We start from the raw sequence: 21,924 nt of genomic DNA, 5'->3' as shown, positions 1-21,924 counted from the left end.
GCTCATGGGCACCGCCGCCGCCCGTCCGCTCGCCATCGCCATTACGACCGGCGAGCCGGCCGGCGTCGGTCCGGAACTCACGGCGGCGGCGCTCCGGCAAGCGCACGAGCGCTGGCCACATGCCCGCTTCACCGTGCTCGGCGACCGCGCGCTGCTGCAAGCGCGCGCCGGCACGAACTGGCCGGTGGCGGGCGTGGCCGTCGAGATCGAGCATCGGCCGCTCGCGGTTGCTGCCGAGCCGGGCAAGCTTAATGCGGCCAACGGGCGCTACGTGCTTGGCCTGCTCGATGCCGCCATCGACGGCGCGGTTTCCGGCCGTTTCGACGCAATCGTCACCGCGCCGCTCCAGAAAAGCACGATCAACGATGCCGGCGTTCCCTTCACCGGCCACACCGAATATCTCGCCGAGCGCACGCATACGCCGCGCGTCGTCATGATGCTGGCGGGTTCGGGCGAACGTCCGCTGCGCGTCGCGCTCGCAACCACGCATCTGCCGCTGAAGGACGTGTCCGCCGCGCTCAGCATCGACGGGCTGGTCGAGACGCTGGCGATCATCGATCACGATTTGCGCGCGCATTTCGGCCTTGCCGCGCCGCGCATTCTCGTGACCGGGCTCAATCCGCATGCGGGTGAAAACGGTTATCTCGGCCGCGAGGAAATCGACGTGATTACGCCCGCGCTCGAACGCGCCCGCGCGCGCGGCATCGATGCGCCCGGTCCGTATCCTGCCGACACGCTGTTCCAGCCGCGCTATCTGAAAGACGCCGATTGCGTGCTCGCCATGTTCCACGACCAGGGCCTGCCGGTGCTGAAGTACGCGACCTTCGGCGAAGGCATCAACGTGACGCTCGGCTTGCCGATCATCCGCACGTCGGTCGATCATGGCACCGCGCTCGATCTCGCCGGCACGGGCCGCGCGGACGCGGGCAGCATGATCGCCGCCATCGACGCCGCCGTGACGATGGCCCGTCACAAACGCGCTGCGTAAATCGCGCCGCGCGACTGCTTCATTCAAAACGAGTATGGCGACCAAACATCAAGGCCACTTCGCGCGCAAGCGCTTCGGGCAGAATTTTCTCGTCGATCAGGGTGTGATCGATTCGATCGTCGATACCATCGCGCCGCGACGCGGCGAACGCATGGTCGAGATCGGGCCGGGACTCGCGGCGCTCACCGAGCCGCTGATCGGCCGCGTGGCCACGCCCGAGTCGCCGCTGCATGCGGTCGAGCTGGACCGCGATCTCATCGGACGGCTGGAAAAGCGTTTCGGCGAGCTGCTCGTCGTGCATTCCGCCGACGCGCTCGACTTCGATTTCGGCGCGCTCGCGCTCGAAGGCGAGAAGCCGACGCTGCGTATCGTCGGCAATCTGCCGTACAACATTTCGAGCCCGCTGCTGTTTCATCTCACGGCGTTCGCGCCGAAGGTCATCGACCAGCATTTCATGCTGCAGGACGAAGTGGTCGAACGCATGATCGCAGAGCCCGCGAGCAAGGACTACGGGCGTCTTTCCGTGATGCTGCAATACCGCTACGCGATGGACAAAATGCTCGACGTGCCGCCGGAGTCGTTCCAGCCGCCGCCCAAGGTGAACTCCGCGATCGTGCGCATGATTCCGTTCGCGCCGCACGAGTTGCCGGACGTGGATGAACGCGTGTTGTCGGATGTCGTGAAAGCGGCGTTCGCGCAACGCCGCAAGGTGCTGCGCAACAACCTCGCGGCTTATCGCGACCGGATCGATTTCGATGCCCTCGGCTTCGACCTCACACGCCGCGCGGAAGAAGTGCCCGTCGCGGAATTCGTCGCGCTCGCGCAGGCGGTTCAGCGCTCGCAAGCCTGAACGCAGCAGGCATCCGCGAGCAATTTCATCAGACGCTCAAGGCGTGCGCGCTGCTCGCGCTGCAGGCCGCGCGTCGCGCTCACCTGTTGCACGCGCGTGCGCCAGTAGGTCTGGCCGAACAGCGAATTCGCGCCTTCCGCCGACAGAACGCGCTCCAGATGCCTGATCGCGGCATCCACGTTTCTCGCGGTGTAAGGGCTCGTCGGGGCGGCGTTTCGTTCGAGTGTTTCGTTCATTGTCGTAGCCTCGTGTCGCGTTGAATCCGAGCGATTGATTCTGGCGGCGCGGCGGGACATCCGGCGTCCCGATCGGGCGCGCCGGACATACCGTAATCGGGACGCGATGTGTCCCGCTCGGCTGCTATGATCGTCGTCCCCGAAGATGCGGGACTCGGGCAGAAAATATCCTCTACGGAGACAGCGCATGCGCTTCATTCACGCGGCGGACATTCATCTCGACAGCCCGTTGCACGGGCTCGCCGCCTATGCCGACGCGCCCGCCGAGATGCTGCGCAGCGCATCGCGCGAAGCGTTCACGAAGCTTGTCGATATCGCGGTCGAAGAAGCGGTCGATTTCATGGTTATCGCGGGCGATCTCTACGACGGCACCTGGCGCGACTACAACACCGGCATCTTCTTTTGCCGCGAGATGGGACGCCTGCGCCGCGCGGGCATTCCGGTCTACGTGCTGTTCGGCAATCACGACGCCGAAAGCGAAATGACGACGCAACTGCAATTGCCCGACAACGTCCACACGTTTTCGACGCGCAAGCCGCAGACCTTTCGCATCGACAATTTGAAGGTCGCGCTGCACGGCCACAGCTTCAAGGAAAAAGCGGTCACGACGAATCTCGTCACCGCGTATCCCGCGCCGATCGAGGGTTATTTCAACATCGGCGTGCTGCATACCGCGCTCGAAGGCAGTTCGATGCACGCGACCTACGCGCCGTGCTCCATCGCCGAACTGCACGCGAAGCAATATCACTACTGGGCGCTCGGGCACGTGCACGAGTACGCCATCTGGCAGGAAGCGTCGACGATCGTGTTTCCGGGCAATCTGCAAGGGCGCAACATTCGCGAGACGGGCAGGCGTGGCGCGGTGATCGTGAGCGTGTCGGAGACGGAAGAGGTCAGCGTCGAACGGCTTTTCGTCGATGTCTTGCGCTGGGAGTCCGTCATGGTGGACGCCTCGCAGGCGGGCACGCTCGATGAAGTCGCGCTCGCGGTCGGACGCGCGCTCGAAGTGCTCGTCGAAGAAGCGGCGTCGTCCGTGCCGCACGCCGTGCGCGTGACGATCACCGGCGCGACGCATGCGCACGGCGCGCTCTTCGGGCTGGAAACGCAACTGCGCGCGGAAGTGCTCGCGCAGATCGCGGCCATCAGCCACGACCGGCTCTGGCTCGAAAAAGTGAAGATCGCGACCGAGCCGCTCGCGCACAGCGAACCCGCATCCGGCCGCGTCGATGCGCTCGCCGATCTGCACGGCCTTCTGATCGAAGCCGAGTCCGATCCCGAGTTTCTGGAGATGCTGAAGGAACGGCTCCTTGCGCTCGCGTTGCAGGCGCCGGCCGAGTTGCACAAGTCCGTGCCCGAGCTCGAACACGTCCGCAACGGCGACCTCGCGAAGCTGGTGAGCGAAGTGCGCTCCGGTCTGATCGCGCAACTGGCGGACGCGGAGTAGCCATGCGCATCGGCAAGCTCGAACTCATCCGTTACGGGAAATTCACCGATCACGCCGTCGAGTTTCCGGCGGCGGAACTTGATTTTCATTTCGTCGTCGGCCCGAACGAGGCCGGCAAGTCGACGATCAAAAACGCGATCTCCGAACTGCTCTTCGGCATGCCGCACAGCTCGCCGCTCGCGTTCGTGCATCCGCAAAGCGACTTGCGCCTCGGCGCGGCGATCCAGACGGGCGACGAGACTTTCGCGTTTCATCGCACGAAGAGCCGCAAGTCGCCGCTGTGCGCACCGAACGGCGACGCGCTCGCCGCCGATGCACTCACACCGTTTCTCGGCGCCGCCGACAAGCATTTCTTCGAGCAGATGTACTGCCTCGATCACGAGGCGCTGATTCGCGGTGGACGGAGCATTCTCGATGCATCGAGCGACGTCGGACAGGTGCTGTTCCAGTCGGCGGCGGGCATTGCGAGCCTCGGCGACGTGCGCCAGCGCCTCGCGGACGAAGCCGCCGGATTGTGGGCGAAACGCAAGTCGGGATGCAGCTACAACATCGGCCTGAAGCAATTCGACGAAGCCACCGCCGAACTGAAGACGGCCAGCGTGCGGACCGCGCAATGGCGGCGCGCGCATGCCGCCGTGGACGAAGCCGAGGACAAGAGCCGCGCACTGGAAGCGCGCCGCGCCGAACTCGAAGCAATGCGCGGCAAGCTCGAACGGGTGAGACGCGTGGCGCCGTATCTGAACGTGTGGCGCGACAAGGCCGCCGAGTTGCGCGAACTGGGCGATGTCGTCGACTTGCCCGCGAACGCCGAGGCGACGCTGCACAACGCGCTGACGCGGCTCGCTGCCGCGCAACGCGCGCTCGACCTGCATGCGGACAAAGCGCGGGAGTTGCAGGCCGCATCGAGCGCGGTTCACATCGATGACGCGATGCTCGCGGCGCAGGCCCGCGTGCGCGCGCTGGACGCGGCGTGGCAGCGCGCGGCGAACCACGCGAGCGAGATCGCGCGCCTCGAACAGAATGTCGCGGAGCGCTTGCAGCAGGTCGCGCAGGACGCCGCGCAGCTTGGCTGGCCGCTGGACGAAGCGGGCGCGCGCCGCGCGATGCCCGGCACGCTCGCGTTGCAGACGGTGACGAGCCTCATGTTCGAACGCGGCGAACTGGAACTCGCGGCGCGCAACGCGGATCAGGCTGCGAGTGAAGCCGCGGCGGATATCGAGGGGCTGAAGGTCAGGCTTGCGTCGATCGCGAGCGGCCATGTCTCGCCGGCCTTGCGCGCGGCGTTGCGGGCCGCGCAGAAGTATCGCGACGCGAGCGCGGAGCAGCGTCGTCTCGAAGACGCAAAGCGCGATGCGCAGCAGGCGCTCGATGCAGCGGTGGCGTCGCTTGGGCAGTGGCGTCGTCCGATCGGCGAGCTTGCGGCCATGACGCTGCCGGCGGCCGAGCGCATCGCCGCGTTGCGCAGCGGGCGGCAGGAACTGGCGTCGCGGTTTGCGCTCGCCGCCGATCGCGCCCGCGAAGCCGAAGACGATCTGCGCGCGACGCAAACCGAACTGGACGATCTCGTGCACACGCACGATGTCGTGACGGGCGATCAGGTGCGCGATGCCCGTGCCGCGCGCGATGCCGCATGGCACGCGATGCGGTCCGGCGATGTCGCGCTGGATCACGGCGCCGCCGGCTTCGAGACCGCCATGCACGCGGCGGACGGACTCGCCGATCGCCAGCTCGGCTCGCTCGGTCAGGCGACGCAGCTCGCGGCGCTGAAGCGGCGCATCGCGAACGACGAAGCGACGCTCGCCCGACGCGTGAACGGCGTGCACGGCATGCATGAGGCGCAGGCGGCGCTCACGGAATTCGATGAAGCGTGGCGCGCGCTCGCCGCGCAGTCGGGGCTGGAAGGCATGTCGCTCGACGATGCGCCGTCGTGGCTCGCCGCGCGCGACAAGGCGCTGGCGGCCGCGCAATCGTTCGACGCCCGCGCAGGCGAACTGGCGCGCGAATCCGCCGATGCCGCCGCGCGGCGCGACGAACTCGCGCGGCATCTCGTCGACGCGGGCGCGGCGCTCGACGCCCTCGGCTCGCAAGCCGGCCTCGACGCGCTCTGCGATCACGCCGAAGCGCACATCGCCGCAATCGACGACGCAACGGTCACGCGGCGCACCATCGGCGAGCAACTCGACGAAGCCCACGCGGACAGCATCGCGCGGCAGAACGCGGCGGCGGCGGCGCGCGAAGCATTGGAACGCTGGCGCGGCGAATGGTCGGCGGCGATCGCGAAGGCGGGCCTCGCGGCGGGCGCGGATTCGCAGGCGGCGGCCGAAGCGGCGATCGACATCGTGAAGAAGATCGGCGAGCAATTGACGCAGGTCGAGTCCATCCGCACCGGCCAGATCGATGCGATGCGCGCGGCGCTCGCCACGGTCGATGCGGACGCATTGCAGCTCGCGCGCGAACTCGATGCTTCCCCCGTCACGCGCGGCACGCAGCACATTGCGGCGGACCTGTCGGCGCGGCTCGATCGCGCGTGTGTCGCGCATGCGGAACGGCAGCGGCTGACGAAGGAACACGCGCAGGCGACGGATCAGGTGAAGCGCGCGCATGCCGAGGTCGAGGAAGCGAAAGCGGCGCTGCGGCCGCTTTACGAGCTTGCGCGCGTCGATGCGCCGGATGCGCTCGCGGTGCTGATCGCGCAATCGCAGAAGAAGCGCGAGTTGCTGGCCGCCGCAGACGACGCGCGCGCCGCGCTGATCAAGGGCGGCGACGGTTTGTCGCTCGATGAGATCGTCGCGGAAGTGGAGGGCGCGGACATGCCGAACGTCGAGGCTGAACTCTCGCGGATCGGCGCGGCGCTCACGGAATCGGTGACAACCGCAAGCGACATCGCCACCGCGCTTAACACCGCGCGCCGCGAGCTCGATGCCATTTCAGGCGAAGCCAATGCGGCGCGCGCGGAAGCCCGTCGTCAGGAAGCGCTCGCCGCGATGGCCGATGCCGCCGAGCGCTTCGTGAAGGTCGAAACGGCATCGACGCTGCTCAAATGGGCAATCGACCGCTATCGCGAGCGCCGGCAAGGCCCGATGCTCACGCGTGCGAGCACCATCTTCTCGGAGCTGACGCTCGGCCACTTCTCGCGGCTCGTCGTCGATTACGACCGTCAGCCGATGGCGCTTTCAGCCGTCCGCGCGAGCGGCGAACATGTCGAGATCGCGGGCATGAGCGAGGGCACGCGCGATCAGCTCTTTCTCGCGTTGCGGCTCGCGGCGCTGGAGGAGCATGGCGAGAAAGCCGCGTCGCTGCCCTTCGTCGCCGACGATCTCTTCATCAATTTCGACGATGGCCGCGCCCGCGCCGGCCTGCGCGTGCTCGCGCACATCGCGAAGCGCACGCAGGTGATCTTTCTGAGCCATCACGATCATCTGGTCGATATCGTCCGCGATGTGTTCGGCCCGCAGGTCAACGTGCGCTACATGGGCTGACCATGGGGTAACACGCGGCATCGCTTATTGCGGCTGTTCCGCGCCGTAACGATTCGCGAGCTTGCGGTAGTCGTCGGCGAATTCATCGCGTAAGGCTTGCGGCGCGAGAATCTCGACGCCCGCACCCAGCGCGCGCAGCCACCAGCGCAGCTTGAGACTCGGCGTCACGGTCCCGGAGACTTTCATGCGGCCGTCGGGGAGGGCGTCGATTTGCTGATCCTTCGACATCGGCGATTCGCGCAACTGATTGCCCGCGTTCCCTTCGAAGGCAAGCTCGAGGCGCACCGGCGGCTCGGGCAGAAAGTCGAAGACCTGCTGCGTTTCGATGTATTTGCGCAGCTTGAAGTCGTCGGGATACGTGAAGGACGCGCCCGACTCCGTCACCGAGCGAATGCGGTCGAGCCGGTAGAGCGCGCGCATCCATTCCTTGTTGCCGTTCTCGGGCTGCGGCGCGCGGTTCGGGTCCTGCGCGACCATGTACATGACGCCGGCGGACTCGACCAGAGCGAGCGGCCAGAGTGTCTTCGTCTTTGGCTCACCCTGTTCGCTCTTGTAGGCGGCGCGGTATTGCACGAGCAGTTCACGTTCGAAGAACGTCGCGGTCGCCACGGTCTGGAAGATGTCGGGACGCAGTTTCGGGCGAATCAGCGTGAAGGCGCCATCGACGGAATCGATCTTGTCCGCCCACGCGCGATAGATGCGGCTGTCGGCTTTTTCCTGCGACAACCGTGCTTCGGCGGCCTTGAAGAGCGGATCGATGTCGCGCGTCACGGCGTTCGGCAGCTTGTTGCCCGCGAAGCGCTGGAGGATGTGAAACGCGACGGCCTCGGATGCGCTCATCAGACCGCTCACGCCTTCCTGCAAGCCGTGCAGCCACGGTTTGCGCTGCCAGAGGAGTTCGCGGCCGTTGAGCATCGAGACGACGCGCGCGTCGGCTTCGAGCGCGCTCAGGTGGCGCTGCACCTTTTTCGTATAACCCACGCGATGACCGCGCTCTTCGAGCCGCCGATGGATTTCGGGCGTGGAGAGCCAGGCGGTCGCGTCGCGCTCGGTGGGGAGCACGCGGAGGATGGCTTCGTCGAGGCTGGAGGTCATGACGTCGGCGCGGGGGGATATTGAGATGGATTATAGGGAGAATTGGGACATATTGTGTCTTGATTGGGAGAAGGGTGCGGATTGCGGTTGATGCAGAGCGCGGGCTTTGTGGCGGTTGGCTAGATCGGGGGGGCGTTTTTGGAGTACCGAAGACGCAAAGGATCTTTCGTTCATCGAAGCGAACGCGACAATCGAAGACAAGGCGCTGGAAGCCGCGGGCGAAGCGGGCTGCGCGAATCGCGTGGCGAATCGAATGGGCAAAGAAAAAGGGCTCAGCTTGCGCTGAGCCCTTCAAATCTTTGGTAGGCCGTACGGGATTCGAACCTGTGACCAACGGATTAAAAGTCCGCTGCTCTACCAGCTGAGCTAACGACCCAAAAGAGGCAAAATTATAGTCGACGGATTCAAATTCTGTCAACCGAACTACTCTTGAAACCCATCGAAAAACGCTAGAAACATCAGAAAAACACCCGCGGCGTGACGGCCCGCGGGCATTCTCCTCGAGAGGCGCGAAACCCGGCCGAAGCGCTTAAAAAAAGCGCCGAAGGCTGCGCTTACTTCACCTGCGACATCTTGCTCTGCGCGGTCTGCGCGACTTCCGTACCAGAGTACTGCGAGATGATCTGCTGGAGCGTCTGCTTGGCAGCCGCCTTCTGACCTTGTTCGATCTGGTTATTCGCGATCGCAAGCAACGCTTCAGGCGCTCGCGGATGCGTCGGATACGTTTTCACCAGATTCTGCCAGATCGCAGTCGATCCCTTGTAGTCGCGCTGAGCGTACAGCGCATTGCCGAGCCAGTACTGCGCGGTCGGCTGATACGGGCTCTGCGGATACTTCGCCACGAACGCCTTGAACGACGCCGCGGCGTTTTTGTAGTCACCGTTACGGAACTGAGTCGACGCTGCGTTGAACGCCTCCGTCTCACCCGGCTGCACCGAACCGCTCACGCCATCGACCGTCTCTTGCTGCGGCTCGAATTTTTTCAGGCGCGTATCGAGATCGGCGTAATAGTCCTTCTGCTGCTTCTGCAGCGTGGTGAACTGATTGGCCAGATCCTCGTTCTGGCCACGCAACGTGGCGACCTGCTGGTTGAGCTGGTCGATCCGGTTGGACTGATCGAGGATCGTGCGCTGCGCAGCCTGCAACTGATTGGCCAGGCTGTCGGACTTCGTACGAAGGTCGAGCACGGCCTTGCGGGCTTCGTTGTCGTCGAAGACGCCGGCGTGCGCGGGTGCGCAAAGCGTCGTCGAACCGAGCACGCACACGGCTGCGGCCACGCGCAGCAAAGGAAAGCGATACAACATAGGGCGACTCACCCGTGACTGGTTACGTTACTGTTGATAGACGAGATCCGCGCGGCGGTTCTGCGCCCACGACGATTCGTCGTGACCCGTCGCCGTCGGCTTTTCCTTGCCGAGGCTCACGGCTTCCATTTGCGTATCGGCGACGCCCATCAGCGACATGGCGCGACGCACGGCTTCCGCACGCTTCTGGCCGAGCGCCAGGTTGTACTCGCTCGTGCCGCGCTCGTCGGTGTTGCCCTGGATCAGGACGTGACGCTCCGGATGGCTCTTCAGGTACGTCGAGTGTTGTTGCAGCAGCGGCTGATAGTCGTCCTTCACGGCATAGCTGTCGAAGTCGAAATAGATGCTGCGCTTCGCGAGCGGGCTGTTCGGGTCGTTCAGCGGGTCGATGTTGACCTGCTTCACGTCCGTCGGGTTCGGCTGCGTGCCGACCGCGCCCTTGTTCGCGCCTTCATCGAGCTTCACACCCGAGTGACACGCCGCCAATGCGCCGACCATTGCAACTGCCAGGCCGATACGAAGTTTCGACATCATGGTACCTCTCCTTGTGTTGTAGCTGAACGTTGTTTGTGGACGTTATTGCTGGACTTATTGCTGAGCTTATTGCATGAACGGACCCCAGGACGGCTCGCGCACCACACCGCCCTGTACGGACAAGACTTGCCGCGTGCGACCATCGGTCGAAACGGCTGCCAACACGCCACGTCCGTTCACTTGGGTGGCGTAGAGGATGTACTGACCATTCGCCGCGAAGCTCGGCGATTCGTCATGCGTCGTGTCGGTCAGCCCCGTTGCCGTGCCGGACGCGAGGTCCTGCAGGTACAGCTTGAAGCCGCCGCCCGTGCGCGAAATGTACGCGAGTTGCTTGCCGTCCGGACTCACGCGCGGGCTCGTGTTGTAGCTGCCCGCAAACGTGACCCGCTGGGCCGCGCCGGCGCTTTCACCCGCCGCCGGCATCTTGTAGATCTGCGGCTGGCCGCCGCGATCGCTCGTGAAATAAATCCAGTTGCCATCGGGAGAGAAGAACGGCTCGGTGTCGATGGAACTGCCTTGCGTCAGACGGCGCAGGCCGGAGCCGTCTGCGTTGACCTCGAAAATTTGCGTGTTGCCGGTACGCGAGAGCGCGACTGCGATCTTGCGGCCGTCAGGCGACCACGCCGGGGCACTGTTGTTGCCCTTCTGGTTCGACACGACCACGCGACGTCCCGTCGGCAGATCGTGGATGTAGACCACCGGCTTCTTCTTCTCGAACGACACATAGGCGACTTTCGTGCCGTCCGGCGACCATGCCGGCGAGATGATCGGCTCGGGGCTGGAGAGGGCGATTTTCGCGTCCTGGCCGTCCGAATCCGAAATCTGCAATTGATAGCGGCCGCCCGTCTGAATGACGTAGGACAGACGCGTCGCGAATGCGCCGCGGCCGCCCAGCAGCTTTGCGTAAATGTAGTCGGCGATCTTGTGCGCGCTCATGCGCAGACCGCTTTCGGCGCTGACGAGCGACAGGCCGCCGAGATTCTGCTGCTTCACCGTGTCGTAAAGGCGGAAGCGCACTTCGTACTGACCGTTCGGCAACTTGTTCACGCTGCCCGACACGAACGCATCCGCGCCTTTGGCCTTCCAGGCACCGAGATCGACCGAATCGGTCTCCGAAACGGGCGTGCTGCCGGCGTCGATGTTCGTGAACTTGCCGCTGCGCTGCAGATCCTGGCGAATGATCGCGCTCACCTGTTGCGGCGAATTCGCTTCGTTGGCGAAATTGGCCGTTGCGATCGGGAATTGGGTCGAACCGACGCCGGTCACGAGTACGTTCAACTGGGCGTGTGCGGCGGTGCCGGCTGCGATCAGGCAGGACGCGACCAGCGTTCTCAGGCCAAGCTTCGTCATCAAACTCATGCTGTTTAGGTTCCAGATAAAAGCGTTTTCAAGTGTCCGCGGACTGCAGAACAGACCCGCGGTCGCACGATTCGTTCCCGCAGCTCAATGCGCGCATTCAGGCGTTTTGCGCAATCAGCCTCCGGCCGGACGCAGCGTGATCGTAAAGCTGCCGGGCGCCTTGCCGTCGATGTCAACGGGCATCGGATCGGAGTTCTGCACCGCGCGCAGCGCCGCCGCATCCCATTGCTCGTTGCCGCTCGAACGGGTGATATTCGCCGACAACAGCGTGCCGGTAGGAGAGCAGCGGACGGAAACCACGGTTTCGAGGCCGGCCGTTTCGCCACCCCAATGGATGTTCGGCCGCACCCGACGCTGCACCTTCTCGGCATAACCCGGCGAAGTCGCATTGCCGCCCGCGCCCTTGCCGGTGCCGCTCTTGGCGAGACCCTCACCGCTACCCGCCGTGCCGCCGCCCAGCTGACCCTGCAACTGCGCGAGACGTGCCTTGCGTTCGGCATCGACCTTGGCCTTCGCTTCTGCTTCCGCCTTGGCTTTCGCCTGCGCCGCCGCCTTCGCTTTCGCGTCGCTCTCGGCCTTCGCCTTGGCTTGCGCGTCAGCCTTCGCCTTGGCTTCCTGCTGTTCCTTCTGCTCCTTCAACTGCTCCTGCTTTTGCGCTTCGGCCTGTTGTTGCTGACGCCTGTCCTGCTGCGCCTTTTGTTGCTGCTGCTTTTGCAGATCGGCCTGACGCTGCTGCTCGATTTGCTTCTGCTTGTCCTGCATCGCCTTCTGTTGCGCGGCCGCCGCTGCGGCTTGCGCCGCGAGCTGCTGCTGACGCTTCGCTTCCGCTTCCTGCTGCGCCTGTTCCTGCTGACGGCGCTGCTCGGCGAGCTGCGCTTCACGCGCGGCGGCTTCCTGCTGCTTGCGCTTCTTTTCCTGCAACGCGATATCCGCTTCCTCGTCCTTCGCGGGCGGCGGCGCAGGCTGGACCTTCACCGGCGCGGGCGGCGGCGGAGCGGGGCGGGGCGTCGGCGCGGGCGTGTCCGGGATCTCGGTCCAGATTTCCGCCTCGGCGCCCGCGGGCGTGTTGTTCTGCCAGTTGATGCCGTGATACAGCAGCCAGATGAGCAACAGATGCATCAGCGCGGCGAGCGCGAACGCACGGCCCGTCCCGCGCTCTCGCGGCGGGCGGATGGGCCGCGCGGACGCGCCGCGCGCTCGGCCATGCTTGTTCTGCGAACCGGTCATTGCGATTTGACGAGCAATCCGACGCGCTTCACGCCGCGCGCCTTCATATCGGACATCACGTTCATGACGACTTCATATTTCACCGTCTTGTCGGCGGCGATCACGACAGGCTGATCGGGATGCGACTCCTGCCGGTTCAGCACGAACGTGTTGAGGTCGTTCATGGTCATTCTCTGCTCTTGGGTCGAGCCACCGTCTTCCTTGTAGCGGACGTTCATGCTGCCGTCCGCCTTGATGTTGATCACGAGCGGCGGCTGCTGTTCCTGCGGCTGCGCATTGCCGACCGTCGGCAAGTTGATGATCGAGGGCGACACGAGTGGCGCCGTCACCATGAAGATGACGAGCAGCACGAGCATGACGTCGATATACGGCACGACATTGATGTCGGCCATCGCGCGACGCGAGCTGCCGCGCATACTGGAACGAATCGGGCCTGCCATCGCGGACTCCTTTCTTAGTGCGCCTGACGCTGCAGAATGTTCGAGAACTCTTCGATGAAGGTCTCGAAGCGGATCGCCAGACGGTCGATGTCATGCGCATAGCGGTTGTATGCAACCACCGCCGGAATCGCGGCGAACAGGCCGATGGCGGTCGCGACGAGCGCCTCCGCAATGCCCGGCGCCACGTTCGCGAGCGTCGCCTGCTGCACGTTGGCCAGGCCGCGGAACGAATTCATGATCCCCCAGACCGTGCCGAAGAGGCCGATATACGGACTCACCGAGCCGACCGACGCGAGAAACGCGAGATTGGCTTCGAGCACGTCCATTTCGCGCTGGAAAGCGGCGCGCATCGCGCGGCGGGAACCGTCCAGGATCGCGCCCGGATCGGTGATGCGGCGCTCCTTGCCTTTTAGGAATTCGCGCATGCCGGATTCAAAGATACGCTCCAGCGCGCCGATGGTGTGGCGGTTGTTCGCCGCGCTTTGATAGAGCGCCTGCAGATCGCCGCCCGACCAGAAATCGCGCTCGAAACGCTCGGTTTGCGCGCGCGCGCGGCGAATGGCAAACCACTTGCGGAAAATGAATGTCCACGACAGCAACGACAGCAGCAAGAGCAGCGCCATCACGGCCTGCGCGAGCAGGCTCGCGTGGATGACGAGAGAAACGATCGACAAGTCTTGTGTATTGTTCATAAAGGTCCGCTGTTACGTCCCGGAACGGGCGTCCGGTCGCGACGTCATGCTTTCGTGAAGCCAGTGTGAATCAGTCGAAAGCCGCGCCGCGACCGGTTCGTGTTCGGTAGTGCTTCCTCTGTTGTCCGATGCGAGGTTCGCCTCGGATGCGATGCGTTCATCGGCCAGCTTCAAAGCGCGTGCGATCCGTTGCGCGCGGCGTGGGGGCCGCGCCGCAGTCCCTCGAGCACCGCATCGGGAATGCCGGCCGGACGAATCGACGCGCGGTCCACCGAAGCGATGCGAATCTCGCCGCTTGCGAGCAGCACGCCGTCGCGCCACGCTTCCTGATGAAAATCCACCGACGCGCGCCCGAGCCGCTCGATCCGGCTCACGACGCGGATGACGTCATCCAGACGCGCCGGCGACGAATAATCGACGGCCGTGCGCCTCACGACAAACACGATGCCGTCCGACTCGGCGACACGCTGCTGGTCGATGCCGCACGCGCGCAACCATTCGGTGCGCGCCCGTTCGAAAAACTTCAGGTAGTTCGCGTAAAAGACGATGCCGCCGGCGTCGGTGTCCTCGTAGTACACCCGAACCGGCCACTCGAAGGTCAACGGATCACTCACCTTTGCGCTGCTCCGCTCGCGCGCGAGGTGTAACCCCGCTCCGGCGAGCTTTTTGACAAATATTCATCGGCGGCATTTTACCGGAAGCGGGCACACCACCGCCAAAACCTTAGGCAGATCGCGAATTCAACCGCGGTGAATTTGCAACGGTGCGAAGGTCTGCGCGATCGGCATGAGTTCGATTGCGTTGACGTTCACATGCGCCGGACGCGTGGCGATCCAGTAGATCGAGTCGGCGATGTCCTCCGGGGTGAGCGCCTGCGTGTCCTTATATACAGTCGAGGCCTTGGCGTCGTCGCCCTTGAAGCGCACGTTGGAGAATTCGGTGCCGCCGACCAGACCCGGCTCGATGTCGGTCACGCGCAGCGCCGTGCCCGCGACGTCGGCGCGCAGGTTCAGGCTGAACTGCCGCACGAACGCCTTGGTCGCGCCGTACACGTTGCCGCCGGCGTACGGATACGTTCCCGCGACCGAGCCCATGTTGAACACGTGACCGCGATTGCGTTCGATCATGCCGGGAAGGATCGCATGCGTGACCGTCACGAGGCCCGTGCAGTTCGTGTCGATCATCTTCTTCCAGTCGTCGAGATCGGCCCGTTGCGCGGGCTCGAGACCGAGCGCGAGACCGGCATTGTTCACGAGCACGTCGATCTGGGCGAATGCTTCGGGGAGCGAGGCGATGGCGTTCCTGACCGCGTTCTCGTCGCGGACGTCGAGTTCGAGCGGCAACAGTGCGTCGCCGAGTTCGCCGGATAGCGCGACCAGGCGCTCCTTGCGGCGCGCGGCGGCGATCACGCGATGGCCGCCTTTCACGAAAGTGCGGGCGATGGCAGCGCCGAAACCGGCGGAAGCGCCGGTGACGAAGACGATCATGGACGAGCTCCGGAAGAGATTGAATGTGCAGCGCCGCGGCGCACGAATGCGCGCATCCGGCAACGGCGCAAAGAGTACTTCCATTGGTGCGCCGCGGCAAGCAACGGCGAATGCGAACGATCGTGCTTTAAATGCGTCCGAACGTACGCGAAACGGCCCTGTCAGCCGGTTGCCTAAAGCATGCCCGCCCATTACACTACAACGCTCAAACCCCGCGTGACTGGCGATAGAATCTTCGGATTCAAGGTGGAGCGACCCACCAGGAAGCGCGGAGCGTCGTTTTGCCGTTCGCCTGGGCAGCTGAGATCCGCACGCCATTGCTGCGTTGCCGGTGGCTGTCCGTCCCGCGAAATCGGAATCTTCCTTCATCCGTCGCGCCTGGACTCCATGGGTTTCCAGCGTTTTCTGCGTCTGCTTCAAACGTGGCGCACGCGCGATCCGGTCAACCTGTTTTGATCTCACGGAAAACGTATGTTTGACAGAGCCGAAAGTACCCTCGCCAACGTCGATCCCGAATTGCTCAAGGCGATCGAGCAGGAAAATCGCCGTCAGGAAGATCACATCGAACTGATCGCGTCGGAAAACTACACTTCGCCTGCTGTGATGGCGGCGCAAGGTTCGCAACTCACCAACAAATACGCCGAAGGCTATCCCGGCAAGCGCTATTACGGCGGCTGCGAATATGTGGACATCGTCGAGCAACTGGCGATCGACCGCGTGAAGCAGTTGTTCGGCGCCGAAGCCGCGAACGTGCAGCCGAACTCCGGCTCGCAGGCCAATCAGGGCGTGTTCTTCGCCGTGCTCAAGCCGGGCGACACGATCATGGGCATGAGCCTCGCCGAAGGCGGTCACCTGACGCACGGCTCGCCGGTCAACATGTCCGGCAAGTGGTTCAACGTCGTGAGCTATGGTCTGAACGAAGCCGAAGACATCGACTACGACAAGACCGAAGCGCTCGCGAAAGAACACAAGCCGAAGCTGATCGTGGCGGGCGCGTCGGCGTTCGCGCTGCGCATCGACTTCGAGCGTCTCTCGAAGATCGCCAAGAGCGTCGGCGCGTACTTCATGGTCGACATGGCGCACTACGCGGGTCTCGTTGCAGCGGGCGTGTATCCGAACCCGGTGCCGCATGCGGACTTCGTCACCACGACCACGCACAAGAGCCTGCGCGGCCCGCGCGGCGGCGTGATCCTGATGAAGGCCGAATTCGAGAAGCAGATCAACTCGGCCATCTTCCCGGGCATTCAGGGCGGTCCGCTCATGCACGTGATCGCGGCGAAGGCCGTGGCGTTCAAGGAAGCGCTCTCGCCGGACTTCAAGACGTATCAGCAAGCCGTGCTCGACAATGCGCGCGTGCTGGCTGAAACGCTCGTGAAGCGCGGTCTGCGCATCGTCTCGGGCCGCACGGAAAGCCATGTGATGCTGGTCGACCTGCGCGCGAAGAAGATCACCGGCAAGGCTGCCGAGGCCGCACTGGGCGCCGCGCACATCACGGTGAACAAAAACGCGATCCCGAACGATCCGGAAAAGCCGTTCGTCACGAGCGGCGTGCGTCTCGGTTCGCCCGCGATGACCACGCGCGGCTTCGGCGTGAAGGAAGCGGAGCAGGTCGGTAATCTCATCGCCGACGTGCTCGACAATCCGGAAGATCAGGCGACCATCGAGCGCGTGCGCGCACAAGTGACTGATCTCACCAAGCGCTTCCCGGTCTACCGTTAATCCGCGAGTCCAACGCCGATGCGCTGCCCATTCTGCCGACACGAAGACACCCAGGTCGTGGATTCTCGCGTGTCGGAGGATGGCGCGGCCATTCGGCGGCGGCGGCGCTGTCCTTCCTGCGACAAGCGCTTTACCACGTATGAACGCGTCGAGCTGGCGTTGCCGTCGGTCGTCAAGAAAGATGGCAGCCGCGTGGAGTTCGACCGTCGCAAGATCGTGTCGAGCATGCAGCTTGCGCTCCGAAAGCGTCCGGTAGCGGCCGATGCCGTCGACGCCTCGGTTGCGCGCATCGAATATCAATTGCTCGGCAGCGGTGAGCGCGAAGTGCAGAGCGAGCGGCTCGGCGAACTCGTCATGAACGAGCTGCGCCAACTCGACACCATCGCTTACGTGCGTTTTGCTTCTGTCTACAAGCGCTTCGAAGACGTCTCCGAATTCGAAGACGTGCTCGATGAATTCAGGCGCGCCGCGCCGAAAAAAACGACTTCGCGCAAGCGCTGAGTCTGTCCGCATTCCTTCCTCCCAAGCCTGTTCATTGCCGTCTGCTCGCGCAGTGTGCCGGGCTTCGAACGGCGTGAACACTCGTCCGTTCGGCTAATGGCGGCGCGCATTTCTTCACGCTAGATTGAGCGTTCCGATTCGACTCGATCGCTAAGGAATGCAAATGATCTCCGCTTCAAATCAAGGCTTTACGCTCGTCGAACTCTGCGTGGTGCTCGCCGTGATGGCGATTCTCGCGACGTTCGCCGTGCCCTCGTTCGTCGCATGGCAGGCACGCGATCAGGTCGATGCGCGTGCGCGCTCGCTGTTCTCGACGCTTGCGCTTGCCCGCGCGGAAGCGGTCCGGCGCGGCGCGCGCGTCACACTTTGCCGTATCGACAGCGCGCGGCGTTGCCTCGCATCCGGACGAAGTTGCGACGACGGCGTCACGGACTGGTCCTGTGGCTGGGGCTTGTTCGTCGACCGCGACGGCGCGCCGACACTCCTGCGCATGCAACCGGCGATGACCCCCGTATCGATCACCGGAACGTCGACGGACATTTCGTTCACGCCGCCTTCGGGCCAGGTGATCGGCGGCTTTCGAAGTTTCGATTTCGCCCCGCGCGGCAGCCAGGCGACCACCAACCCGGCGGCGCGACGTTGCATCCGCATCGCCGCGGGCGGCCGGGCGCGCATGACGCAAGGCTCTTGCGGGGCGTCGGCATGAAACGAAAACCAACTATGAGGCGCCTTCAGCGGGGCGATTCGCTCATCGAAGTGATGTTCGCGTTGTCGCTTGCGGCGGTCACGGCGCTCGGGCTCGTCGCCGTGCAGAGCGCGCTTGCGCGGGGCGAGCGCATGGCGCTGTGGCGGGAACGCGCGGCGCTCGTGGCAGATTCAGTCGCGGAGGGCATCCGCGGGGAAGCGGACCGGGCGGCAATCGTCACGCAATGGCGCGCGCGGGCGGCGTCGATGCTTCCTTCCGGCGATGTCGCCGTCATCGACCGGACAGACGGCGTGCGGATCGTCGCGGTGAGCTGGCATGCGGAGGACCGCGCAGATCCGTGCCCGGAACCGCAGGCGCCGCCGCTCACGTCGTGCATCTCGGTGGCGTTCGCGCGATGAACCGGCGTTCTTCCTCGCGCGGCCATACATTGCTCGAACTGACGATTGCGCTCGCGCTCGGCATGCTGGTCGTGACCGCGTGCCTGTCGCTGTACAGGGCACAGCGCGCGGCGTTCGAACGCGCCACCGATGCCGCGCGCATGCACGACGCCGCATCGATCGCGCTCGACCTGATCGGCCAGCACATGCAGATGGCCGGCTTCATCTCTGGCCCGAAAGCAAACGCGGCAATCGGCGCGCCGATCTTCGGGTGTGCGCAGGGCCGCGTGGTCGGCGCGGATGCGTCGCCGTCGTGCGAATCGCTCGCGGGCCGCTCGGACGGCGTACAGATCGGCTATGCCGCCGATCTCGTGTCCACTTGGCCGACCTCGACCGGCGCGCCGTCCGACTGCCTCGGGCAGGCGGTCTCCGACACCATCGTCACGAACCGTTTCTACGCAAAAGCGAGCGCGTCCACCGGCGAGCCCGAGTTGTATTGCGAAGGCGGCGGCAAGCAGGCACAGCCTATCGTGGAAGGCATCGAACGGATGCGCGCACAGTACTGGCTGACGTCCGCGCCCACGGCGCTCGATGCGTCGGCGATTTCACGCGATCGCTGGCGCGAAGTTTATGCCGCGGACCTTTGCGTCCTCGTGCGCGGCTTCGCGGTGCAGGCGAAACGAAAAGCGGCGTACGTCGATTGCGACGGCCTTGCCGCCTACGCCGACGACGGCCGCGCCCGTCAAGCGTTCCGGCGCCGCGTCGCGCTACGCAATATGGCGGCAACGTCGACGCGAGGTGCGCCATGAAACCTGCCATCAAGCGCGCCATCGAGCGTCACTCGCAACGTGGCACCGTGCTGCCGATCGTCCTGATGCTCGCCGCCATGATGCTGGTGACGGCGAGCGCCTGGCTGCAAATGTCGCTGGTGGCCGCACGTTCGACCGTCGCGATGCGCGAACGTGTGCAGGCATTTCATGCCGCGGACAGCGCGTTGATTCGCTGCGCTCGCATGCTGTCGGCGGCGCTGCCGGCCGCGAGCCAGTCGCCGCGCGATGAGCCGTCGCGCTGGCGTCTGAAGACATCGTTCGAGGGGCCGGCAGCCCTGGCGTTCGCGCCCTTTGCCGATTGGCCTTACGCGCGTCGGGTGCCGCAGTGTCTGATCGAATCGTGGGCGAAGTCGGTCAACGAGGCGGGCGCGTCATACCTCGTCACCGCGCGCGGCTTTGGCGCGACGGCCGATTCGGAAGCGTGGCTTCAACTTCGCATCGATGTTGCCGATGTCGCCGATGGCGTCGGCACGCCGCACTGGCGACGCGTCGTCGCTCGTCCGTTTTGAGGGTCCGCGATGAATACGCGAAAAAGATGCGCAGCCTTCAGCCTGCTCGAACTGATGATTGCGCTGGGCGTGGCCGCGATCATCGCGACCTTTGCGATTCCGGCGTATCGCGCGCATGTGATGAAGGCGCATCGGCTCGAGGCCGCGGCCGCTGTCATGCGGGCGGTCGAGTTCGTCGAGACTGCGCGGCTTGCGCAAACTGCGGACGGCGGCAACGCGGTTGTGTTGAGCGGAGGTCTGGAACAGGCGCCATCGAACGGCATGGCGGTGTATCGACTTGCGGTATTGCCGGAATCGACGACGAACGGCGGCTACGCCATCGAAGCCGCTCCGGTCGTTTCAGGCGCGATGCAGGACGACGCCTGCGGCACGTTCGTCATGGATGCGACCGGACTGCGCTGGAATCACGCGTCCGGCGCGACCGTACCGCTCGACGCCGCGCAGTCGGCCGCGTGTTGGGGAGGGAGGAATTGAAACGGGTCGAGTCAGAACACCGTCGGGTCGACGGCGTCGGTCGAAGTCTCAGTGGCGGTGGACTTCATCTGCTGATAGATGCGCCAGCCTTCCCATCCGGCAAGCGCGAGACCGCCCCATTTGAGCAGCGGCTTGGCCCCATGCAGCAGTCTCGTTCGCACCGGTTTGGTGAGTACGAGCGACGCAACCGAGCCGATAATCGGGTACTTCTTGAACAACACGCCCACATTGCCCGAGCCGAGCAGCGACGAGAGCAGCCCGCCGATGCCGCCCGGCGCCGCGCCGCGTTTGCCCCAGCGACGCGCGCCACTGCCGGGCATCAGAAAACGCAGGAAACTGAAGTGCGTGACCGATGCGCGAAGATCGTAGGTCGCCTGGCGCAGTTCCATGCGTTCGACGTCCGCGCGTGCAATCAGCAGTTCCTTGCGCAGCGCGCGCATGTGCGGCGTGCGCAACTTCTGCACGGTGTTGCGCTTGGGCGTCTTGAAGGTGTCGTCGTTTTGGCTCATGGCGGATGTGGGTTCGCGGAATCAGCGGAACGTGTCGCGGTCCTTGCGGAATTCGGCGAGCGTCTCGTCGAACAGGTTGGGCGCGTCGCGCAGGTTGCTGCGCGCACGCAGGCCGCACGCAATGGCAACCAGCGCATACAGCACGGTGATGCCGCCAAGCGCCTGCCAGCGATAGGTGTCCCAGAAAAAGATGGCGATCAGGACCGTCAGGGAGATGAGCGACATCATCGCGAGCATCATGGCGGTGAGGCCGAGAAAGAGTACGCCTACGAGCCGCTCTTTCTCCTCCTGAAGCTCGATGCCGATCAATTCAAGTCGCGTCTCGAAGATGGCGAAGACGGAGGTAAGTATTCGTCGCAGTGGTCCGGGAGCCGATTGCTGCGGTGGCCGTTCTGTCGTCATGGCGTGGATGCAAGAAGCGCGTTGGTGCCGCTTTTATGGTCCGGTCGGCGCATGAAGCAGGTGCCGGCCGGTACGAATGTCGAGCCGCGCGCCCGGGCAGGCGCTCGCGGTTCAGTCCAACGGAGACTGCGACAGAAACCGCTGAGCAATCAGCGGGCCATGGTCAGGGAAAGCTGTGCGCGGCCGGGAAAAAGTTTATTTGCGGTTGATCAGGAGGCCGATCACCATGCCGAGACCCGCTGCAATGCCGATGGACGCCCACGGATGTTCGTGCACGTAATCGTCGGTGGCGCGCGCGGCCTTCTTGCCTCGCTCGATCACCACAACTTGCGCATCGGCGGCTTTTTCTTTCGCTTGCTTGAGGCGGGTGAGGGCGGTTTCGCGCAGTTCGGAGGCGCGTTCACCGGTGGCAGTAGCCGCTTGCTTCAAAAGATCTTCGGCGTCAGCGAGTACGGTTTTGATATCCGACATGAATCGCTCCTTGTTGATTTCTGACATTAAAGGCTCCAATCGGTGAGGCTACGCGAATCGTAACCAAAGATGGGATCGCTGACGAGGAGGGCTTGCGCCCTCCAGCACGAAACGTACGCAGATTCCGTTCCAGTCGCGCAGTCTTGCCGCGACGATGCGTCGCCTCGTCAATTCATCGACATCGCCGGAGATGGATACGATCTGACCCGTAAAAGTTTCAGCAGCTTATCGAAAGTTACAAACGAAAAAAAGCCGGCGTGCGAGCGCCGGCTTCATTACGCATGAACGAAA

Annotated in this window: 24 protein-coding genes, 1 tRNA gene and 1 riboswitch; of the genes, 11 read left to right on the top strand and 14 right to left on the bottom strand. The window is 64.5% G+C overall.

The window, feature by feature from the left end; translation table 11 throughout:
- Positions 1-4 precede the first annotated feature (4 nt).
- Both pdxA and rsmA read left to right on the top strand, forming a co-directional pair.
- Positions 5-988 (top strand): 4-hydroxythreonine-4-phosphate dehydrogenase PdxA, encoded by a 984-nt coding sequence (pdxA, locus tag BRPE64_RS11085; RefSeq protein ID WP_016346207.1) that lies wholly within the window; start codon positions 5-7, stop codon positions 986-988.
- Positions 989-1,022: 34 nt separating this feature from the next.
- A complete protein-coding gene (gene rsmA / locus BRPE64_RS11080) occupies positions 1,023-1,838 on the top strand; it encodes a 16S rRNA (adenine(1518)-N(6)/adenine(1519)-N(6))-dimethyltransferase RsmA (protein ID WP_016346206.1) in 816 nt (271 codons plus the stop codon).
- Here rsmA and BRPE64_RS11075 read toward each other — a convergent pair.
- Positions 1,820-2,074, bottom strand: coding sequence for a hypothetical protein (locus tag BRPE64_RS11075; protein ID WP_044041558.1), 255 nt, complete (start codon positions 2,072-2,074; stop codon positions 1,820-1,822). The two genes, rsmA and BRPE64_RS11075, sit on opposite strands and share 19 nt — an antisense overlap.
- Before the next feature lie 187 nt (positions 2,075-2,261).
- Here BRPE64_RS11075 and BRPE64_RS11070 point away from each other — a divergent pair, with 187 nt between their 5' ends.
- Positions 2,262-3,518, top strand: a complete 1,257-nt coding sequence (locus tag BRPE64_RS11070; RefSeq protein ID WP_016346204.1) for a metallophosphoesterase family protein — start codon at positions 2,262-2,264, stop codon at positions 3,516-3,518.
- A gap of 2 nt (positions 3,519-3,520) precedes the next feature.
- Positions 3,521-6,997, top strand: coding sequence for an ATP-binding protein (locus tag BRPE64_RS11065; protein ID WP_016346203.1), 3,477 nt, complete (start codon positions 3,521-3,523; stop codon positions 6,995-6,997).
- Positions 6,998-7,021: 24 nt separating this feature from the next.
- Here the strand turns inward: BRPE64_RS11065 and BRPE64_RS11060 are convergent, their stop codons facing one another.
- The 10 genes from BRPE64_RS11060 to ydfG all read right to left on the bottom strand — a co-directional run bounded on the left by BRPE64_RS11060 (position 7,022) and on the right by ydfG (position 15,135).
- Positions 7,022-8,092, bottom strand: coding sequence for a helix-turn-helix transcriptional regulator (locus tag BRPE64_RS11060; RefSeq protein ID WP_016346202.1), 1,071 nt, complete (start codon positions 8,090-8,092; stop codon positions 7,022-7,024).
- Between the two features lie 300 nt (positions 8,093-8,392).
- Positions 8,393-8,468: transfer RNA gene (locus BRPE64_RS11055), tRNA-Lys, on the bottom strand.
- Between the two features lie 178 nt (positions 8,469-8,646).
- A complete protein-coding gene (gene ybgF, locus BRPE64_RS11050; RefSeq protein ID WP_016346200.1) occupies positions 8,647-9,396 on the bottom strand; it encodes a tol-pal system protein YbgF in 750 nt (249 codons plus the stop codon).
- A 27-nt stretch (positions 9,397-9,423) separates the two neighbouring features.
- Complete coding sequence (pal, locus tag BRPE64_RS11045; protein ID WP_044041557.1) at positions 9,424-9,930, bottom strand: peptidoglycan-associated lipoprotein Pal; 507 nt, start codon at positions 9,928-9,930, stop codon at positions 9,424-9,426.
- 66 nt (positions 9,931-9,996) lie between these two features.
- Positions 9,997-11,289, bottom strand: a complete 1,293-nt coding sequence (tolB, locus tag BRPE64_RS11040) for a Tol-Pal system beta propeller repeat protein TolB (protein ID WP_044041555.1) — start codon at positions 11,287-11,289, stop codon at positions 9,997-9,999.
- Positions 11,290-11,403: 114 nt separating this feature from the next.
- Entirely contained in the window at positions 11,404-12,516 is a 1,113-nt protein-coding gene (gene tolA, locus BRPE64_RS11035) for a cell envelope integrity protein TolA (protein ID WP_016346197.1), read from the bottom strand.
- Positions 12,513-12,956, bottom strand: coding sequence for a protein TolR (tolR, locus tag BRPE64_RS11030; RefSeq protein ID WP_044041554.1), 444 nt, complete (start codon positions 12,954-12,956; stop codon positions 12,513-12,515). The genes tolA and tolR overlap by 4 nt, the downstream gene beginning before the upstream one ends.
- A gap of 14 nt (positions 12,957-12,970) precedes the next feature.
- On the bottom strand, positions 12,971-13,648 hold the full coding sequence (tolQ, locus tag BRPE64_RS11025) for a protein TolQ (RefSeq protein WP_016346195.1): 678 nt from the start codon (positions 13,646-13,648) through the stop codon (positions 12,971-12,973).
- Between the two features lie 170 nt (positions 13,649-13,818).
- On the bottom strand, positions 13,819-14,262 hold the full coding sequence (ybgC, locus tag BRPE64_RS11020; protein ID WP_044041553.1) for a tol-pal system-associated acyl-CoA thioesterase: 444 nt from the start codon (positions 14,260-14,262) through the stop codon (positions 13,819-13,821).
- Positions 14,263-14,388: 126 nt separating this feature from the next.
- On the bottom strand, positions 14,389-15,135 hold the full coding sequence (ydfG, locus tag BRPE64_RS11015) for a bifunctional NADP-dependent 3-hydroxy acid dehydrogenase/3-hydroxypropionate dehydrogenase YdfG (RefSeq protein WP_016346193.1): 747 nt from the start codon (positions 15,133-15,135) through the stop codon (positions 14,389-14,391).
- 206 nt (positions 15,136-15,341) lie between these two features.
- A riboswitch (ZMP/ZTP riboswitch) is annotated at positions 15,342-15,440 on the top strand.
- 166 nt (positions 15,441-15,606) lie between these two features.
- Between ydfG and glyA the strand changes: the two genes are divergently transcribed.
- The 7 genes from glyA to BRPE64_RS10980 all read left to right on the top strand — a co-directional run bounded on the left by glyA (position 15,607) and on the right by BRPE64_RS10980 (position 20,251).
- Positions 15,607-16,854 (top strand): serine hydroxymethyltransferase, encoded by a 1,248-nt coding sequence (gene glyA / locus BRPE64_RS11010; protein ID WP_016346192.1) that lies wholly within the window; start codon positions 15,607-15,609, stop codon positions 16,852-16,854.
- A gap of 18 nt (positions 16,855-16,872) precedes the next feature.
- Positions 16,873-17,355 carry a transcriptional regulator NrdR gene (gene nrdR / locus BRPE64_RS11005; protein WP_044041552.1) on the top strand — a complete coding sequence of 161 codons (483 nt, stop codon included), beginning with the start codon at positions 16,873-16,875 and terminating at the stop codon, positions 17,353-17,355.
- A gap of 157 nt (positions 17,356-17,512) precedes the next feature.
- Positions 17,513-18,061 carry a GspH/FimT family pseudopilin gene (locus BRPE64_RS11000; RefSeq protein WP_016346190.1) on the top strand — a complete coding sequence of 183 codons (549 nt, stop codon included), beginning with the start codon at positions 17,513-17,515 and terminating at the stop codon, positions 18,059-18,061.
- 14 nt (positions 18,062-18,075) lie between these two features.
- Positions 18,076-18,459 carry a type IV pilus modification PilV family protein gene (locus BRPE64_RS10995; protein ID WP_016346189.1) on the top strand — a complete coding sequence of 128 codons (384 nt, stop codon included), beginning with the start codon at positions 18,076-18,078 and terminating at the stop codon, positions 18,457-18,459.
- A complete protein-coding gene (locus BRPE64_RS10990) occupies positions 18,456-19,247 on the top strand; it encodes a type IV pillus assembly protein (RefSeq protein ID WP_016346188.1) in 792 nt (263 codons plus the stop codon). Before BRPE64_RS10995 ends, BRPE64_RS10990 begins: the two co-directional genes overlap by 4 nt.
- On the top strand, positions 19,244-19,777 hold the full coding sequence (locus BRPE64_RS10985; protein ID WP_016346187.1) for a pilus assembly PilX family protein: 534 nt from the start codon (positions 19,244-19,246) through the stop codon (positions 19,775-19,777). Before BRPE64_RS10990 ends, BRPE64_RS10985 begins: the two co-directional genes overlap by 4 nt.
- A gap of 9 nt (positions 19,778-19,786) precedes the next feature.
- Entirely contained in the window at positions 19,787-20,251 is a 465-nt protein-coding gene (locus BRPE64_RS10980; RefSeq protein WP_016346186.1) for a type IV pilin protein, read from the top strand.
- 11 nt (positions 20,252-20,262) lie between these two features.
- Here the strand turns inward: BRPE64_RS10980 and BRPE64_RS10975 are convergent, their stop codons facing one another.
- The 3 genes from BRPE64_RS10975 to BRPE64_RS10965 form a co-directional block, all read right to left on the bottom strand.
- Positions 20,263-20,760 carry a DUF3318 domain-containing protein gene (locus BRPE64_RS10975; protein ID WP_016346185.1) on the bottom strand — a complete coding sequence of 166 codons (498 nt, stop codon included), beginning with the start codon at positions 20,758-20,760 and terminating at the stop codon, positions 20,263-20,265.
- A gap of 21 nt (positions 20,761-20,781) precedes the next feature.
- A complete protein-coding gene (locus tag BRPE64_RS10970) occupies positions 20,782-21,162 on the bottom strand; it encodes a phage holin family protein (RefSeq protein ID WP_044041550.1) in 381 nt (126 codons plus the stop codon).
- Between the two features lie 195 nt (positions 21,163-21,357).
- Entirely contained in the window at positions 21,358-21,660 is a 303-nt protein-coding gene (locus BRPE64_RS10965) for a DUF883 family protein (protein WP_016346183.1), read from the bottom strand.
- Positions 21,661-21,924 lie beyond the last annotated feature (264 nt).

Source organism: Caballeronia insecticola (assembly GCF_000402035.1).
Classification (GTDB): domain Bacteria; phylum Pseudomonadota; class Gammaproteobacteria; order Burkholderiales; family Burkholderiaceae; genus Caballeronia; species Caballeronia insecticola.
The sequence above is the reverse complement of the archived record's forward strand: the minus strand, read 5'-3'. Positions and strand labels throughout refer to the sequence as shown.

What these genes read in the sequence shown, in the direction of transcription:
- nrdR (WP_044041552.1), top strand. Translation starts at nt 16,873, where the DNA reads ATGCGCTGCCCATTCTGCCGACACGAAGACACCCAGGTCGTGGATTCT.
- tolA (WP_016346197.1), bottom strand. Translation starts at nt 12,516, where the DNA reads ATGACCGGTTCGCAGAACAAGCATGGCCGAGCGCGCGGCGCGTCCGCG.
- pdxA (WP_016346207.1), top strand. Translation starts at nt 5, where the DNA reads ATGGGCACCGCCGCCGCCCGTCCGCTCGCCATCGCCATTACGACCGGC.
- tolB (WP_044041555.1), bottom strand. Translation starts at nt 11,289, where the DNA reads ATGAGTTTGATGACGAAGCTTGGCCTGAGAACGCTGGTCGCGTCCTGC.
- BRPE64_RS11070 (WP_016346204.1), top strand. Translation starts at nt 2,262, where the DNA reads ATGCGCTTCATTCACGCGGCGGACATTCATCTCGACAGCCCGTTGCAC.
- BRPE64_RS10975 (WP_016346185.1), bottom strand. Translation starts at nt 20,760, where the DNA reads ATGAGCCAAAACGACGACACCTTCAAGACGCCCAAGCGCAACACCGTG.
- BRPE64_RS10990 (WP_016346188.1), top strand. Translation starts at nt 18,456, where the DNA reads ATGAACCGGCGTTCTTCCTCGCGCGGCCATACATTGCTCGAACTGACG.
- rsmA (WP_016346206.1), top strand. Translation starts at nt 1,023, where the DNA reads ATGGCGACCAAACATCAAGGCCACTTCGCGCGCAAGCGCTTCGGGCAG.
- BRPE64_RS11065 (WP_016346203.1), top strand. Translation starts at nt 3,521, where the DNA reads ATGCGCATCGGCAAGCTCGAACTCATCCGTTACGGGAAATTCACCGAT.
- ybgF (WP_016346200.1), bottom strand. Translation starts at nt 9,396, where the DNA reads ATGTTGTATCGCTTTCCTTTGCTGCGCGTGGCCGCAGCCGTGTGCGTG.
- glyA (WP_016346192.1), top strand. Translation starts at nt 15,607, where the DNA reads ATGTTTGACAGAGCCGAAAGTACCCTCGCCAACGTCGATCCCGAATTG.
- BRPE64_RS11075 (WP_044041558.1), bottom strand. Translation starts at nt 2,074, where the DNA reads ATGAACGAAACACTCGAACGAAACGCCGCCCCGACGAGCCCTTACACC.
- BRPE64_RS10970 (WP_044041550.1), bottom strand. Translation starts at nt 21,162, where the DNA reads ATGACGACAGAACGGCCACCGCAGCAATCGGCTCCCGGACCACTGCGA.
- BRPE64_RS10980 (WP_016346186.1), top strand. Translation starts at nt 19,787, where the DNA reads ATGAATACGCGAAAAAGATGCGCAGCCTTCAGCCTGCTCGAACTGATG.
- BRPE64_RS11060 (WP_016346202.1), bottom strand. Translation starts at nt 8,092, where the DNA reads ATGACCTCCAGCCTCGACGAAGCCATCCTCCGCGTGCTCCCCACCGAG.
- BRPE64_RS11000 (WP_016346190.1), top strand. Translation starts at nt 17,513, where the DNA reads ATGCAAATGATCTCCGCTTCAAATCAAGGCTTTACGCTCGTCGAACTC.
- BRPE64_RS10995 (WP_016346189.1), top strand. Translation starts at nt 18,076, where the DNA reads ATGAGGCGCCTTCAGCGGGGCGATTCGCTCATCGAAGTGATGTTCGCG.
- tolR (WP_044041554.1), bottom strand. Translation starts at nt 12,956, where the DNA reads ATGGCAGGCCCGATTCGTTCCAGTATGCGCGGCAGCTCGCGTCGCGCG.
- pal (WP_044041557.1), bottom strand. Translation starts at nt 9,930, where the DNA reads ATGATGTCGAAACTTCGTATCGGCCTGGCAGTTGCAATGGTCGGCGCA.
- tolQ (WP_016346195.1), bottom strand. Translation starts at nt 13,648, where the DNA reads ATGAACAATACACAAGACTTGTCGATCGTTTCTCTCGTCATCCACGCG.
- BRPE64_RS10965 (WP_016346183.1), bottom strand. Translation starts at nt 21,660, where the DNA reads ATGTCAGAAATCAACAAGGAGCGATTCATGTCGGATATCAAAACCGTA.
- ydfG (WP_016346193.1), bottom strand. Translation starts at nt 15,135, where the DNA reads ATGATCGTCTTCGTCACCGGCGCTTCCGCCGGTTTCGGCGCTGCCATC.
- BRPE64_RS10985 (WP_016346187.1), top strand. Translation starts at nt 19,244, where the DNA reads ATGAAACCTGCCATCAAGCGCGCCATCGAGCGTCACTCGCAACGTGGC.